Raw genomic sequence first — 12776 nt, 5'->3', positions numbered from 1 at the left:
AAATGGCGGCTCGGGCGTCGGTCGCGGACTTTCGCAACCGGAGCCACGCCCCATGCCTGTCCGCAAATTCGCTTTGTCCGACGCCGCTTTCGAGCGCTCCCCCGGACAGAATGGCGAGGTGTTCGCCGGAAATGTCGTCGATCAGCGCGACGGCGCCCCGATCACCATCGGCTATGGCCGCTACGGCCCCGATCAGAGCATCGACGAAACCCTCGCGGTCGACGACGTGATGATCGTGCTTGAGGGACAATTGTCGGTCTCGTCCGACGCGGGCACCGTCACTGCCGGTCCGGGCGAGATCGTCCACATGCCCAAAGGCGAAAAGGTCACCATCCGCTCGCACGCGCAGGGCGCGGTCACCGCCTATGTCACCTACCCGCACTGGCAGGAAGCGCGCGGCTAGGCACCGAAGTGCTCCTGCGAAAGCAGGAGCCCAGAGTCACCGGCGATCCGCTCGCGGTCCGTGTTCCTGCTTTCGTAGTGGCGCACGCATATGGCTGGGTGCCCCTTGCCACCCCGGCCTCATCTCTGCTCTGTTACCGCTAACGGAGGAGATGCCATGAAAATGCCGTGCCGGAGCGCGCTCGCGTTGCCGATCCTGCTCGCCGCGCCTGCACTCGCGCAGGATGCGCCGCCTTTGCTGCATCCGATGTTCCAGGATCATGGCGTGCTCCAGCGCGACCGGGCGATAGCAGTATGGGGCGACGCCCCGGCCGGCGAGAGCGTGCAGGTCAATCTCGGCGACAAGCGCTTGACGGCGCGGGCAGACAAGGACGGGCATTGGCGCGCCGAATTCCCGCCGATGCCGGCGGGCGGCCCCTATGCCCTCAGCGCCACCACCCAAAGCGGCAGGAACCAGCGCGCCGAGGATCTGCTGGTCGGCGATGTCTGGCTGTGCTCGGGCCAGTCGAACATGGAATATCCGGTCAGCGGCGTGCTCGGCGCCGCGGGCGAGATCGGCAAGGCCAATGATCCGGAGATGCGGCTGCTCACCGTGGAGAAGAAGACCAGCCTCACCCCTGAACGCCACTTCCCCACCCCCGTCCAGTGGCAGCCGGCCACCCCGCAGAACGTCCGCGACTTCTCCGCCGCCTGCTATTTCATGGCGCGCGACCTGCGAGCCTCGCAAAAGGTGCCGATCGGGCTGATCGACGCAACCTGGGGCGGCACGGCGATCGACGCATGGCGTCCCGAGACCGCGCTGGCGCAGGACCCGACCGCGCGCGAAGATCTCGCGCTGCTGCGCATCTATCGCCGCGATCCCGCCGCGGCGAGCCGCCGGTTCGGGGACCGCTGGATGGCCTGGTATCGCGGCAAGTCTGGCGATGCGGCAGGCGGCGAGCCGTGGCAGGCCACCGCGCCCGGCGACTGGGCTCCGCTGCCGTCGTTCGATCCGTGGGAGAAATGGGGCATCGCCGATCTCGCCCAATATAACGGCATGCTCTGGTACCGCACCGAAGTGACGCTGACGCCCGCGCAGGCCGCCAAAGGCGCGACGCTCGCGCTTGGCCCCGCCGATGATATGGACGCCAGCTTCGTCAACGGCGTGCCGGTCGGCGTCACCTATGCATGGGGCGTACCGCGGCTCTATCCGCTCGCGCCGAGCACCCTCGAGCCCGGCAAGAATTGGATCGCGGTTGGGGTGCTCGACACCTGGGGCGAAGGCGGGCTGCTCGGCACCGCGGACCAGCGCGCGATCCGCTTCGCCGACGGCACGAGCGTCCCGCTCGCCGGTCCCCAAGGCTGGCGCTGGCGCCGCGCCCCCGCCTCTATCGGCGATCCGCCGCATGCGCCCTGGGAAGCGATCGCCGGCTTTTCGGGCATCTACAATGCGATGATCGCGCCCATCGGGCCGTACGGGCTGCGCGGCGCGGCCTGGTATCAGGGCGAGGCCAATGCCGGATCGCCCGACGGCTATGCCGAGAAGCTCGCCAGCATGATGGCGGCGTGGCGCGGCCAGTTCGACAGCCCGAACCTGCCTTTCCTGATCGCCCAATTGTCGAGCTGGGGGCCGCGCGTGCCCAGACCGATCGAGAGCGGCTTCGCGCAGATCCGCGACGAGCAGCGGCAGGCGGTCGCCGCCGACGCCCACGCCGCGCTCGCCGTGACGATCGATCTCGGCGATGTGGTCGACATCCATCCGGCCAACAAGCAGGATGTCGGCCATCGCCTCGCCCGCGGCGCCGAGGCGCTGACCTATGGCGGCAAGGCCTCGCCGTCGGGACCGTGGCCGGTCGAGGCGCGCCGCGACGGAACCGCGATCCGCATCCGCTTCATCGGCGCCGACCAAGGCCTCGTCGCCTATAGCGCCTCCGAACCGATCGGCTTCGAGCTCTGCGGCACGGCCGGCGGCAGCTGCCGGTTCGTGACCGCGCGACTCGCCGGTACGGACGTGCTGATCGACCCCGGCACCGGTCCCGCCGATCGCGTCCGCTTCTGCTGGGGGGACAGCCCGATCTGCAATCTCTACGACGGTACCGGCCTGCCCGCGACTCCGTTCGAGCTGCTGGTCCGTTAGCCCTTGCGGAGCGCGGTTCTTCCCGCGAAACGAGGGACCACACTCGCCCGGAGCCCCGAATGATCCTTTCCGACCGCTGGATTCGCGAACACGCTCTCGCCACCGGCATGATCGAGCCATTCGTCGAGGCGCAGCGCCGCGAGGGCTGCATCAGCTACGGCCTGTCCTCCTACGGCTATGACGCGCGCGTCGCCGACGAGTTCAAGATCTTCACCAATGTCGATTCGGCGGTGGTCGATCCCAAGGATTTCGCCGCAAACAGCTTCGTCGATCGCAAGACCGACGTGTGCATCATCCCGCCCAACAGCTTCGCGCTGGCCCGCACCGTCGAATATTTCCGCATCCCGCGCGACGTGCTGGTGATCTGCCTCGGCAAATCGACCTATGCGCGCTGCGGCATCATCGTCAACGTGACGCCGCTCGAGCCCGAATGGGAAGGCCATGTCACGCTCGAATTCTCGAATACCACCCCGCTGCCGGCCAAGATCTACGCCAATGAAGGCGCGTGCCAGTTTCTGTTCCTCAAGGGCGATCAGCCCTGCGAGACGAGCTATGCCGACCGCGCCGGCAAATATATGGGCCAGCGCGGGGTGACGCTGCCGCGGCTTTGATCGGCCAAATCTGGACTCAATAGCCCTATCTGGGTCATCCCGGATGTCAGGCTTTCCCGGAAAACAGCAAGTTTTCCGCTGGAAAGTCTTCAGTCCGGATCCACCGCGCCGCTGAATATTTGCCCACGGTGGCCCCGGACAGCTCGCTTTTCTATCCAAATCAAAGATTTGAAGAAAATCGGCTTCCAGGATGACGATATCGAGTCCGGAACCCTGGATCGTCGCCGCGGCCTTGCCGGCTCCGCGATGGATTCGCCAAGGCGTAGCGACGCCCGCCGGCAGCCGCCGGCTATCGGATCAATGTAGCGAAAGCTCCGGCTTCGGCGCGCCGGTCAGCTCCGTCGAAAAGACGGCCGACCCTTATCAGCGAGCGCGACGGATAGCGCCCGATCCTCCGGCAATCCCCGCGGGCGTCAGCGCGCGCTGAACTGCACCGTATCGAGCCGGCGCAGGCCGCTTTGGGCCAGCGCGTGCGATCCCGCGGTCCGGTCGACGCTGAGGTCCATCAGCACGTCGTCGGTGCTGAGCACCTTGGTGTAGAGCCCGCGTGCCGCATCGACACGGCCGGTCTTCACATAGACCGCGGCGAGATTGAGCAGCAGTTCGGGTCGGCCGGGATGGATGCGCAGTTCGGCCAGAAGCTTCGATTCGGCCTGAGCGAAGTCGCCCTGCGCGATCTGCGTGCTGGCGACGGCGCTGTCCTGCGCCTGGGCCGGGAGTGCCGCGAGCAACGGCGCGGCGGCAAGGAGAACGATCGCGATACGCATGGCACCCTCCAGAGTTCATTGCATCACGGTGACTGTTCCGTGACATCTTGATGACTCTTGTGTGACACTTTCGTTGCATTCAATCAAGCGTTCCGATGCAAAAAGAAAGGCGGCCCCGCCGGGACCGCCTTTGCATAGTTTGCTCGGCTGCGCTCGCGCGCGGCCGGAATCAGAAGTCGTTGCGGTACTGCTCGTTGCCGACGAAGCCGAGCTTGCTCACGTTCGCGCGCTTGACGATCGCGAGCACCCGATCGACCACGTCGTACCGGGCGTTCGGATCGGGCTGGAAGTGCAGCTCGGGCTCCGGATCCTGCTGGAGCGACGCGTCGAGATACTGGCGCAGCGTCAGATCGTCGATCTGCACGCTGTTCCAGAACACGTTGTTGTTCGCGTCGATGTACAGCTTGTTCTTCTGCGGCTCCACGACGGGGGCCGGGTTGTTGCTGTTCTGCGGCAAATCGACCTTCACCGCATGCGTCTGGATGGGGATGGTGATGATGAACATGATGAGGAGCACGAGCATGACGTCGATCAACGGCGTCGTGTTCATCTCCATCATCGGCTCGCCATCATCGCGGCCAGCGCTCATTGCCATTGACGTAACTCCTTAACGCTGCGCGTCACATGCGGGTGACAGAGGAACCGGCTTCGGGCTCGGAGATGAAGCCGACCTTCACGAAACCTGCCATCTGCATGGTGTAGATGGTGCCGCCGATGCAGCGGTACGGGGTGTTCACGTCGCCGCGAATATGGACTTCGGGGAGTTCGAGACCAGCGGCGGTGGGACCGCCCTGACGATCGATCTCCGCCTTCAGCTTCGCCACGCCGCGATCGAGCAGTTCCTTGCTCGTGACCCGCGTCATGCCCCAATAGACCTGGCACTGACCGCCGGAACCGGTGATGGAGAGCGCCACATTCTCGGGTTTGGTGGTGGTCGGTTCGAACTGCACCTTGGGAAGCGACAGATCGATCGACTGGATCACCACCGGAACGGCGATCAGGAAGATGATCAGGAGCACCAGCATCACGTCCACGAGGGGCGTGGTGTTGATGTCCGACATCGGTGCGTCGTCGCCGCTGTCGCCTACGCTCATCGCCATTGGGCGTTATCCTATCCTTTATCTGCTTCCGGAAAGTCCGGGAGCAGGGTCGCACGCCGGGGCGTGCGACCCGATCCTGTTCTACGGGTTACGCGCGGGTCTGCACGCCACCGGCCTGGCCGGCAGTGGTGGTGGGCTTCGCAGCAGCCGGCGCAGCCTTGGCCGCAGGGCCAGCCTTCGGGCGGACGCGGCCGTCCGAAGCGAGGTAGCCGAGCACGTCGTTCGAGAACGCGTTGAGATTCTCGGAGATCGCCTTGTTGCGGCGCTGCAGGAAGTTGTACGCGAGCACCGCGGGAACCGCGACGACCAGACCGAGCGCGGTCATGATCAGTGCTTCACCGACCGGGCCGGCGACGGCGTCGATCGAAGCCTGACCGGCCGAACCGATCTTGATGAGTGCGCGGTAGATGCCGACCACGGTACCGAACAGACCGATGAACGGCGCAGTCGCGCCGGTCGTCGCGAGGAATGCGAGGCCGCCGTTGAGCTGCGAGTTGATCGACGCTTCCGAGCGCGCGAGCGAGCCGTGCAGCCAGTCATGCGCTTCGATGGGGTCGGTCAGTTCCTTGTACTGGTCCTGCGCCTGGATGCCGTCGTCGACGATCTGGCGATAGGCCGAGTTCTTCTCGAGCTTCGCCGCACCTTCGCGCAGGCTGTTCGAGGTCCAGAACTGGCCGCGAACACGCTTGTACTGGTTGATGATCTTCTGCTGCTCGAACAGCTTGGTGAACAGGATGTAGAGCGAGACGAAGAGCATCAGCACGAGGATGCCGAACACGGACTGGGCGATGATCCCGCCCTCGCGGAGAGCGGCTTCGAGGCCGTACGGATTGTCGCCCTTGGGCGCCGCAGCGGCGAGAATGGTGATGAACATTGTCGGTTCTTTCCTTCAAATAGAGAGCGCTGGTTCCACACTCCGGCGCGCCGGGGCGCGGCGCGCCGGCCACTCAATCAGTTTTTCGGCAGTTCCCAGCGGAAGCGGCTGGCAAAGGTCGCGGGGATCTTGTTGCCACCGGCATCTTCGGCTGGCGTGAAGCGCGCGCGGCGCCGCAGCAGCGAACATGCAGTGCTGTCGAGAACCGACGAACCGCTGGACGACGTCACCTGGCAGTCGGTGACCTTGCCGCTGGGATCGACCGAGAGACGGAAACCGGTGGTTCCCTGCTGCTCGGCGCGAATCGCGGCTGCCGGATAGTCGTCGTTGGTCACCCAGCTGCCCGGAGGCGTGCGGGGCTTCAGCGGCTTTGCGATCCGCGGCGGCGCCGGCGGCTGCGGCGGAGCCACAGGCGCTGGTGGTGCCGGCGGCGTGATCGGCGGCTGGGGTGGAATGGTCGCGGTGGTCTGCATCGGCGGCGACGGGACCTGAACCTGGACCTGAGCCGGCGGCGTCACGATCTGTGTCGGCGGCGGCGGTACAGGGCTGTCCGGCGGCGGCGGCGGCGGCGGAACCTCCTCGGGCGGGGGCGGCGGCTCTTCGACCTCGAAGGTCTTCAGCTCTTCCGCCTTCTTTTTGATATATTGGTATGCCAAGCCCGTGACGAAGGCATAACCCATGCCAGCCACGATAATTGCGACGATTACGATCGCAACGAACCGGCTGCCACTTACATTCCGGTCAGCGTAAGCCATTCGGCAACGTCACTCCTCTAATCCTGTGCGACCCTGGGCGCCGGAATGCTCCGCGCACAAGCCCGTCCGCCGTTCGCTTGGTTGCGTCGGTGCGGCAGAGCGTCGAGTCTCTATCGCGGGCTCTCTGGGTACGCAAACGCTTTGTCGGACAAACTGGTCCTACCGTTGCCCAATGACGGAATTATTTCTGTATAAGAAGGCCGCGATCCGGTAACGGAACCGCATGATCCGTGCTCCCCTGATGGCTTTTTGTTGCGCGATATCGTTAACGACATCTGCGCAATCCACCCCGCAAACCACGCAAAACCAAGCCTCCCGGCCTGCTGTATTACCCAGTTACACCACCACCGCAGGGCTTGTTCTTGGCGCGCCGCTGATCCTCGATGCGCGCATTCGCAGCGCCGTCAGGATAAAAGGCGCCGAAGCTGCGAATGTCGCTGCCGGACACGCCCGATTCTATATCGAGGCCGACGTGACCGCGCTGATTCGCGGCTCGAACGCCATCTCCACGAGAATCGGGTACGTCGCCGATCTGCCGCTGACCGAGCGCGGCCGCGAGCCCAAGCTCAAGAAGCAGCGCGTCCTCCTGTTCGCCCGTCCGGTGACCGGACGCTCCGATCAGATCCAGCTGAGCGGCACCGACGGCCAGCGCCCCTGGTCGCCCGAGCTGGACGCGCTGGTCCGCGCAATAGTGCGCGAGACGATCGCCGCGGATGCCCCGCCCGCGATCACCGGGGTGGGCAACGCCTTTCACGTCCCCGGCTCGCTGCCCGGCGAAGGCGAGACCCAGGTCTTCCTCCAGACCGCGAACGGCGCACCGGTTTCGCTCCAGATCCTGCGACGGCCGGGCGAGCAGCCGCGCTGGGCTGTCTCATTGGGGGACATTGTCGACGATTCGGCGGGGCCGCCCCGGGCGAACACCCTGTTGTGGTATCGCCTCGCCTGCGGCCTTCCGCGGACGCTGCCCCCCGCGAGCCTCGAATCGGCCGACCCCGCCAATGCGGCGACCGCGCGCGAGGATTACGCGCTGGTCCTCCGCGCATTGGGGCCCTGCACCTGAAATCAACTCCCCACCCTGCTTGCAGGGAGGGGAACTGGTGGATCGATCGATCCGACTATCGCCGGTGGCGCACCATGGTGATGCCGATCGATTCGCCCTGTTCGGCGATCGCCAGCTTGACGATCCGCACCTCGACGCGCTGCACTCTTTTGTCCGATATCAGCACCGTCTCGCAGACATGCTCGGCGACCGCTTCGATCAAGGTGAAGTGCACGTCCCTCGGCAGCCCGGCGGTCGCGGCATGCTTGAGGTCGATATAGCTCTTCGAGGCGCTGAGCGGCGTATCGGGCGCGAAGCGTTCGGGCATGTCCAGATCGGCGGTCACCGAGATGCGCAGCGGCTGCGGCAGATGCGTCTCTTCGGAATAGATCCCGGTCAGCACCTCGACTTCGAGGTCGTGCACCTGGAGCTGGAGCAAATCGCGCAATTAATCGCCTTTCGTGAAATCGGGGCTCCCTTAGCAGAAGCCGCGAGGCTGGGAAGTGCGCCGGTCAATCCCCATTAATCCTTGCGCGCGCCCCCATCGGCGCTAAAGCGCGCGCCCCGGCCGCTTCGCCGGGAAGGCTTTGCAAGGATCGTTGGCAAGGAATGGACGTGATCGCATTGGTGCCGCTGGCTGGTGTCGACCCCGAGGCCGTGGAGGCGCTGCTCGACCGCGCTTTCGGCCCGGACCGACGCACCCGCACCGCGTATCGCGTCCGCGGCGGCACCCTCCCCGTTCCCGAGCTGAGCTTCGCTGCGCTCGATTCGGAGCAAAACCTGCTCGGCGCGATCCAGTGCTGGCCGGTCGAACTCCAATGCGACGGCGGCGATGCCGTGCCATTGGTGATGGTCGGCCCGGTCGCGGTCGATCCGGAGCGCCAGCAGGGCGGCATCGGCCGCACGCTGATGGAGCGGATGCTCGAAGTCGCCGGAGACGCCCCGCTGATGCTGGTCGGCGATCCCGAATATTATGCGCGCTTCTTCGGTTTCACCGCCGATCGCACCCATGGCTGGCGCCTGCCCGGACCGTTCGAGCCGCGACGGCTGCTCGCCCGCGGCGACTGCGTGCCCGATTGCGCCGGGCTGCTCGGGCCGCGCGCGGCGCAGGCGGGTTGAGGGGGCGGGCGCGCTCGCCTAACGAGTCCCGATGCCCATGCCCCCGCTCCCGGATCTCGCCAGCCTGTCGCTCGCCGAGATCGCGCGTCTCGTCGAGGAGAATCGCCTGCCGCCGGTCGAGAGCTGGAACCCCGAGCATTGCGGCGACAGCGAGATGCGAATCGCCCGCGACGGCACCTGGTATCATCAGGGATCGCCGATCGGCCGTGCGGCGATGGTCCGTTTGTTCTCGACGATCCTCCGACGCGAGCCCGACGGGCGATTCGTCCTCGTCACCCCGGTCGAGAAGCTCGACATCCAGGTCGAGGACGCGCCGTTCGTCGCGGTGGAGATGAAGGCCGAGGGCGAAAGCGAAAGGATGAAGCTCGCTTTCCGGCTCAACACCGGCGACCTGCTCACCGCCGGCCCCGATCACGCGCTCCGCTTCGAAGATCGCGAGGACGGGCCCCGGCCCTATCTCCATGTCCGCCGCGGACTCGAGGCGCTGATCGCGCGCGCGGTCTATTACGAGCTCGCCGAGATCGCGCTCGCCAATGGCAGCGCCCCTCCGGGCGTATGGAGCAACCATGCCTTCTTCGCGCTGGAGCCGCGGGCATGAGCCTCGCGCAAAGGCTGCGCACCGCGCTCGACAGCGCGCATGAGACCATCCTGCTCGCCGGCGACCATTTCGAATACGACCCCGCCATCGCGGGCAATCCCGCCGCGGTGCTCATCGCCGTCACCGACCGTGACGAACCCGGGATCATCCTGACCCAGCGCACCGAGACGCTGCGCCGCCATCCCGGGCAGGTCGCCTTCCCCGGCGGCCGGGTCGATCCCGAGGATGACGGCCCGATCGGCGCCGCGCTGCGCGAGGCCGAGGAGGAAGTCGCGCTTCCCCGGGGACTGGTCGAGGTGATCGGCACCGCCGATCTGTACCGCACCGTAACAGGCTATGAAGTCACCCCTGTCATCGGCGTGGTCCCACCCGATCTCGCTTTGGTTCCTGCCGAGGCCGAGGTCGCCGCGGTGTTCGAAGTGCCGCTCGCCTTCCTGCTCGACAGTGCGAACCATGTCGAAGCCACCGCGCTCTATCAGGGTCGGGAACGGCATTATTACGAGATAGTGTGGGGCGATCGCCGCATCTGGGGCGCCACCGCAGCGATGATCGTCAATCTTTCCCGGAGGCTGCGTTGGACCGCCTGATCCTGCCCGCTGCCGAATGGCGCGATCGCGAAGGCCTCGACCGGCTGGTCGAGGTGCTCGGCACGGCGCGGTTCGTCGGAGGCTCGGTGCGCGACACCTTGCTCGGGATCCCCGTCTCGGACCTGGATCTCGCCACCCCCTTGCCGCCCGAGCGCGTCCTCGAATTACTCAAGGCCGCGCAGATCCGCGCTGTCCCGACCGGCCTCGCCCATGGCACGATCACGGCGGTTCTGCCGAGCGGCCCGGTCGAGGTCACCACCTTGCGGCGCGACGTCTCGACCGACGGCCGCCGCGCCACGGTCGCGTTCACCGACGATTGGCGCGAGGACGCCGCGCGCCGCGATTTCACGATAAACGCGCTCTACGCCGAGCCGCGGACCGGTGCGATCTTCGATTATTTCGGCGGCCTCGCCGATCTCGAGGCGCGCCATGTCCGCTTCATCGGCGATCCGATCCAGCGCATCGCCGAGGACCATCTCCGCATCCTCCGCTTCTTCCGCTTCCTCGCCCGATTCGGCGACCGCCCCGACGCGCAAGGCCTCGACGCCTGCACCGTGCGCGCGAAGGATTTGATGGCGCTGTCGCGCGAACGCATCCGCGACGAGTTGCTCAAGCTGCTGGTGGCGCGCGACGCGGTCCGTGTGGTCGAACTGATGCTCGCGCGCGGCATCTTCGCGCCGGTATTGCCCGAGATCGTCTCCGCAACCGCGCTGGCGCACCTCGTCGCGCGCGAGGCGGTCGCCGGGATAGCGCCCAACCCGATTCGCCGCTTCGCCGCGTTGATCCCGCGGGATGCGGACCTCGCCGACCAGATCGCCGCCCGCCTCAAGCTCTCCAAGGCCGAGCGCAGGCGCCTCGTCGCCGCCGTGCGGGCGCCCGATCATGCGCCGAAGCCGCTCGCCTATCGAATCGGAGTCGAGAGCGCCGTCGATCAGTTGCTGCTTTCCGATCGCCCGATCGACGAAGTGCCCGCGATCCACGCATGGCAGCCGCCGCAGCTTCCGCTGACCGGCGGCGCACTGGTCGCGCGCGGGCTCGCCAAAGGCCCCGACGTCGCGCGGGCGCTGCGCGCGGTGGAAGATCGCTGGGTTGCGGAAAATTTCCCCGGCGAGGAGCGCGTCGCCGCGCTCGCCGACGAAGTCGTCGCTCAGGCTCTGGCCGCGACCAGCAAGGAATAGGCGTCGGCCGGCGCGAGCGGCCGGGCATAGAGATAGCCCTGACCATAGGTGCAGCCGAGCGCGGCGAGCGTCTGGGCGAGCTCGTTGGTCTCGATGCCCTCGGCAGTGGTCTGCATTCCGAGCGCCTGGGCGAGGCTGAGCACTGCGCGGACGATCGCGATCTTGTCGCGGTCGGCGAGCATGCCCGAAATGAAGCTGCGGTCGATCTTGAGCAAGTCGATCGGCAGCTTCTGGAGGTAAGCGAGGTTCGAATAGCCGGTCCCGAAATCGTCCATTGCCAAGGTCGTACCGAGATCCTTCAAGGCCAGCATCGTCCGGCTGATCCGGTCGGGATCGCTGACGATCGCGCTTTCGGTCAGCTCGAGGGTGAGCCGCGAGCCGGCGATCCCCGCCTGATCGAGCGCCGCCTGGACCATCTCGGGAATGCGGTCGCGCTGGAGCTGGATCGCCGACAGATTGACTGCGACCTTGACTCCGCAATCGCCCCCCGCGGCCCGGTCCCATGCCGCCAACGTGCGCGCCGCTTCCTCCATCGCCCAGCGGCCGAGCGGCACGATCAGCCCCGATTCCTCGGCGACCGGGATGAAGTCGTTGGGCGACAGCGCGACGCCGCGCTCGTTGGTCCAGCGCGCCAGTGCCTCGAACGAGACGATCCGGCCGGAACCGAGGTCGCAGATCGGCTGGAAGCTCAGGGTCATTTCGCCATTCTCGATCGCGCGGCGCAGCTCGGTCTCGACGCTGAACTGCTCGCGGGCGATATCGAAGGCACGAGTATGATAGAGTTCGGTGCGCCCGCTGGTCTTGGCGCGCTTCACCGCGAATTGCGCGTGGCGAATCAGATCCTCGGGCTCGCCGAGATCGTCCGAGCCAAGCGCGATGCCGATCGAGCACTCGACCCGGATCTCGAAGTCGGAAAGGCGGAACGGCGTGGCGAGCGCCGCCTGGATCCGCTTGGCGACATGCAGCGCGTCGCCGGGTCCGTCGTCGAGCGTCAGCAGCACCCCGAACTCGTCGCCGCCCATCCGCGCGAGGATGTCGCGGCCGCGCAACGCGCCCTTGAGCCGGCGCGCCACCGAAATCAGCAATTCGTCCCCGGCGAGGCCGCCCATACAGGCATTGACCCGGCTGAACCGGTCGAGATTGACCACCAGCACCGCGAAGTTCTCGGCATTGTCGGCGCTGATCAGCGTCTCGAGCTGGTCGCTGAACCCGGCACGGTTGGGCAGCCCGGTGAGGCTGTCGGTCGCCATTTCGCGGCGCAGGCTGTGCTCGGTGCGCAACTCGGAGGTCTGGTCGACCAGGGTCACGAGACAGCGTCCCGCCCCGCGCTGCGATTCGCGGCGTGCGAAAGTGACCCGGAAATAGCGGCAATCGACTTCCTCGCCGAACTGCCACGCGATCTCCTGATGCGTCTCGTCCGATTCGAGGAAGCGGCGAAGCTGGCTGCCGAGCAGCCGGACCAGCGGCGATTCGGTCGCTGCGGTACCCAGTCCGGCCATGCGAAACGGCCGGTTGAGCGCGCGGAAATGGAACTTGCCGTCCTCGAGCGCCACCGCCACCGCCGGCACCGGAAGCAGATCGAGCATCAACCCGGTCTCGAACGGATCGGGCGCACAGCTCCCCCCGCCTC

At 66.8% G+C, this 12776-nt stretch carries 15 protein-coding genes; 8 read left to right on the top strand and 7 right to left on the bottom strand.

Translation table 11 applies throughout. The features are described 5' to 3' along the window. The first annotated feature begins 52 nt into the window (after positions 1-52). From Q9Q95_RS04015 to dcd, 3 genes are all read left to right on the top strand, one after another. Entirely contained in the window at positions 53-403 is a 351-nt protein-coding gene (locus tag Q9Q95_RS04015; RefSeq protein ID WP_306094064.1) for an AraC family ligand binding domain-containing protein, read from the top strand. Between the two features lie 156 nt (positions 404-559). Beyond that, entirely contained in the window at positions 560-2518 is a 1959-nt protein-coding gene (locus tag Q9Q95_RS04010) for a sialate O-acetylesterase (RefSeq protein ID WP_306094063.1), read from the top strand. A gap of 59 nt (positions 2519-2577) precedes the next feature. Further along, entirely contained in the window at positions 2578-3129 is a 552-nt protein-coding gene (gene dcd, locus Q9Q95_RS04005; RefSeq protein WP_056613665.1) for a dCTP deaminase, read from the top strand. A 413-nt stretch (positions 3130-3542) separates the two neighbouring features. Here the strand turns inward: dcd and Q9Q95_RS04000 are convergent, their stop codons facing one another. The 5 genes from Q9Q95_RS04000 to Q9Q95_RS03980 all read right to left on the bottom strand — a co-directional run bounded on the left by Q9Q95_RS04000 (position 3543) and on the right by Q9Q95_RS03980 (position 6625). Continuing rightward, a complete protein-coding gene (locus Q9Q95_RS04000; RefSeq protein ID WP_306094058.1) occupies positions 3543-3896 on the bottom strand; it encodes a tetratricopeptide repeat protein in 354 nt (117 codons plus the stop codon). Between the two features lie 169 nt (positions 3897-4065). Beyond that, a complete protein-coding gene (locus Q9Q95_RS03995; RefSeq protein ID WP_306094056.1) occupies positions 4066-4491 on the bottom strand; it encodes a biopolymer transporter ExbD in 426 nt (141 codons plus the stop codon). Positions 4492-4516: 25 nt separating this feature from the next. Further along, complete coding sequence (locus Q9Q95_RS03990; protein WP_306094054.1) at positions 4517-4996, bottom strand: biopolymer transporter ExbD; 480 nt, start codon at positions 4994-4996, stop codon at positions 4517-4519. 88 nt (positions 4997-5084) lie between these two features. Next, entirely contained in the window at positions 5085-5870 is a 786-nt protein-coding gene (locus Q9Q95_RS03985) for a MotA/TolQ/ExbB proton channel family protein (protein ID WP_306094052.1), read from the bottom strand. A gap of 77 nt (positions 5871-5947) precedes the next feature. Beyond that, the gene (locus Q9Q95_RS03980; protein ID WP_306094050.1) at positions 5948-6625 is read right to left on the bottom strand and encodes an energy transducer TonB; all 678 of its coding nucleotides are present in this window, start codon (positions 6623-6625) and stop codon (positions 5948-5950) included. A gap of 472 nt (positions 6626-7097) precedes the next feature. On the opposite strand from Q9Q95_RS03980, the gene Q9Q95_RS03975 reads away from it, so the two are divergent. Beyond that, a complete protein-coding gene (locus Q9Q95_RS03975; protein ID WP_306094048.1) occupies positions 7098-7685 on the top strand; it encodes a hypothetical protein in 588 nt (195 codons plus the stop codon). 55 nt (positions 7686-7740) lie between these two features. Here Q9Q95_RS03975 and Q9Q95_RS03970 read toward each other — a convergent pair whose 3' ends face one another. After that, the gene (locus Q9Q95_RS03970; RefSeq protein WP_306094045.1) at positions 7741-8112 is read right to left on the bottom strand and encodes a dihydroneopterin aldolase; all 372 of its coding nucleotides are present in this window, start codon (positions 8110-8112) and stop codon (positions 7741-7743) included. Positions 8113-8279: 167 nt separating this feature from the next. Between Q9Q95_RS03970 and Q9Q95_RS03965 the strand changes: the two genes are divergently transcribed. From Q9Q95_RS03965 to Q9Q95_RS03950, 4 genes are read left to right on the top strand one after another with little or no spacing between them, the layout of a single operon-like run. Next, positions 8280-8783 (top strand): GNAT family N-acetyltransferase, encoded by a 504-nt coding sequence (locus Q9Q95_RS03965; protein WP_306094683.1) that lies wholly within the window; start codon positions 8280-8282, stop codon positions 8781-8783. A 31-nt stretch (positions 8784-8814) separates the two neighbouring features. Further along, positions 8815-9381, top strand: a complete 567-nt coding sequence (locus Q9Q95_RS03960) for a DUF1285 domain-containing protein (RefSeq protein WP_306094043.1) — start codon at positions 8815-8817, stop codon at positions 9379-9381. Then, positions 9378-9968 (top strand): CoA pyrophosphatase, encoded by a 591-nt coding sequence (locus tag Q9Q95_RS03955; RefSeq protein ID WP_306094041.1) that lies wholly within the window; start codon positions 9378-9380, stop codon positions 9966-9968. Before Q9Q95_RS03960 ends, Q9Q95_RS03955 begins: the two co-directional genes overlap by 4 nt. Beyond that, positions 9956-11146 (top strand): CCA tRNA nucleotidyltransferase, encoded by a 1191-nt coding sequence (locus Q9Q95_RS03950; protein WP_306094039.1) that lies wholly within the window; start codon positions 9956-9958, stop codon positions 11144-11146. The genes Q9Q95_RS03955 and Q9Q95_RS03950 overlap by 13 nt, the downstream gene beginning before the upstream one ends. On the opposite strand, the gene Q9Q95_RS03945 is transcribed toward Q9Q95_RS03950, so the two are convergent. Then, entirely contained in the window at positions 11116-12732 is a 1617-nt protein-coding gene (locus Q9Q95_RS03945) for a bifunctional diguanylate cyclase/phosphodiesterase (protein WP_306094037.1), read from the bottom strand. The two genes, Q9Q95_RS03950 and Q9Q95_RS03945, sit on opposite strands and share 31 nt — an antisense overlap. Positions 12733-12776 lie beyond the last annotated feature (44 nt).

This window comes from Sphingomonas sp. DG1-23 (genome assembly GCF_030730875.1).
Classification (GTDB): domain Bacteria; phylum Pseudomonadota; class Alphaproteobacteria; order Sphingomonadales; family Sphingomonadaceae; genus Sphingomonas.
This window is presented reverse-complemented; position numbering and strand designations above follow the sequence as displayed.

Coding starts and splice junctions, on each gene's coding strand:
- Q9Q95_RS03995 (WP_306094056.1), bottom strand. CDS start 4,491: ATGGCAATGAGCGCTGGCCGCGATGATGGCGAGCCGATGATGGAGATG.
- Q9Q95_RS03955 (WP_306094041.1), top strand. CDS start 9,378: ATGAGCCTCGCGCAAAGGCTGCGCACCGCGCTCGACAGCGCGCATGAG.
- Q9Q95_RS03960 (WP_306094043.1), top strand. CDS start 8,815: ATGCCCATGCCCCCGCTCCCGGATCTCGCCAGCCTGTCGCTCGCCGAG.
- Q9Q95_RS03945 (WP_306094037.1), bottom strand. CDS start 12,732: ATGCTCGATCTGCTTCCGGTGCCGGCGGTGGCGGTGGCGCTCGAGGAC.
- Q9Q95_RS03985 (WP_306094052.1), bottom strand. CDS start 5,870: ATGTTCATCACCATTCTCGCCGCTGCGGCGCCCAAGGGCGACAATCCG.
- Q9Q95_RS04015 (WP_306094064.1), top strand. CDS start 53: ATGCCTGTCCGCAAATTCGCTTTGTCCGACGCCGCTTTCGAGCGCTCC.
- Q9Q95_RS03980 (WP_306094050.1), bottom strand. CDS start 6,625: ATGGCTTACGCTGACCGGAATGTAAGTGGCAGCCGGTTCGTTGCGATC.
- dcd (WP_056613665.1), top strand. CDS start 2,578: ATGATCCTTTCCGACCGCTGGATTCGCGAACACGCTCTCGCCACCGGC.
- Q9Q95_RS03990 (WP_306094054.1), bottom strand. CDS start 4,996: ATGGCGATGAGCGTAGGCGACAGCGGCGACGACGCACCGATGTCGGAC.
- Q9Q95_RS04000 (WP_306094058.1), bottom strand. CDS start 3,896: ATGCGTATCGCGATCGTTCTCCTTGCCGCCGCGCCGTTGCTCGCGGCA.
- Q9Q95_RS04010 (WP_306094063.1), top strand. CDS start 560: ATGAAAATGCCGTGCCGGAGCGCGCTCGCGTTGCCGATCCTGCTCGCC.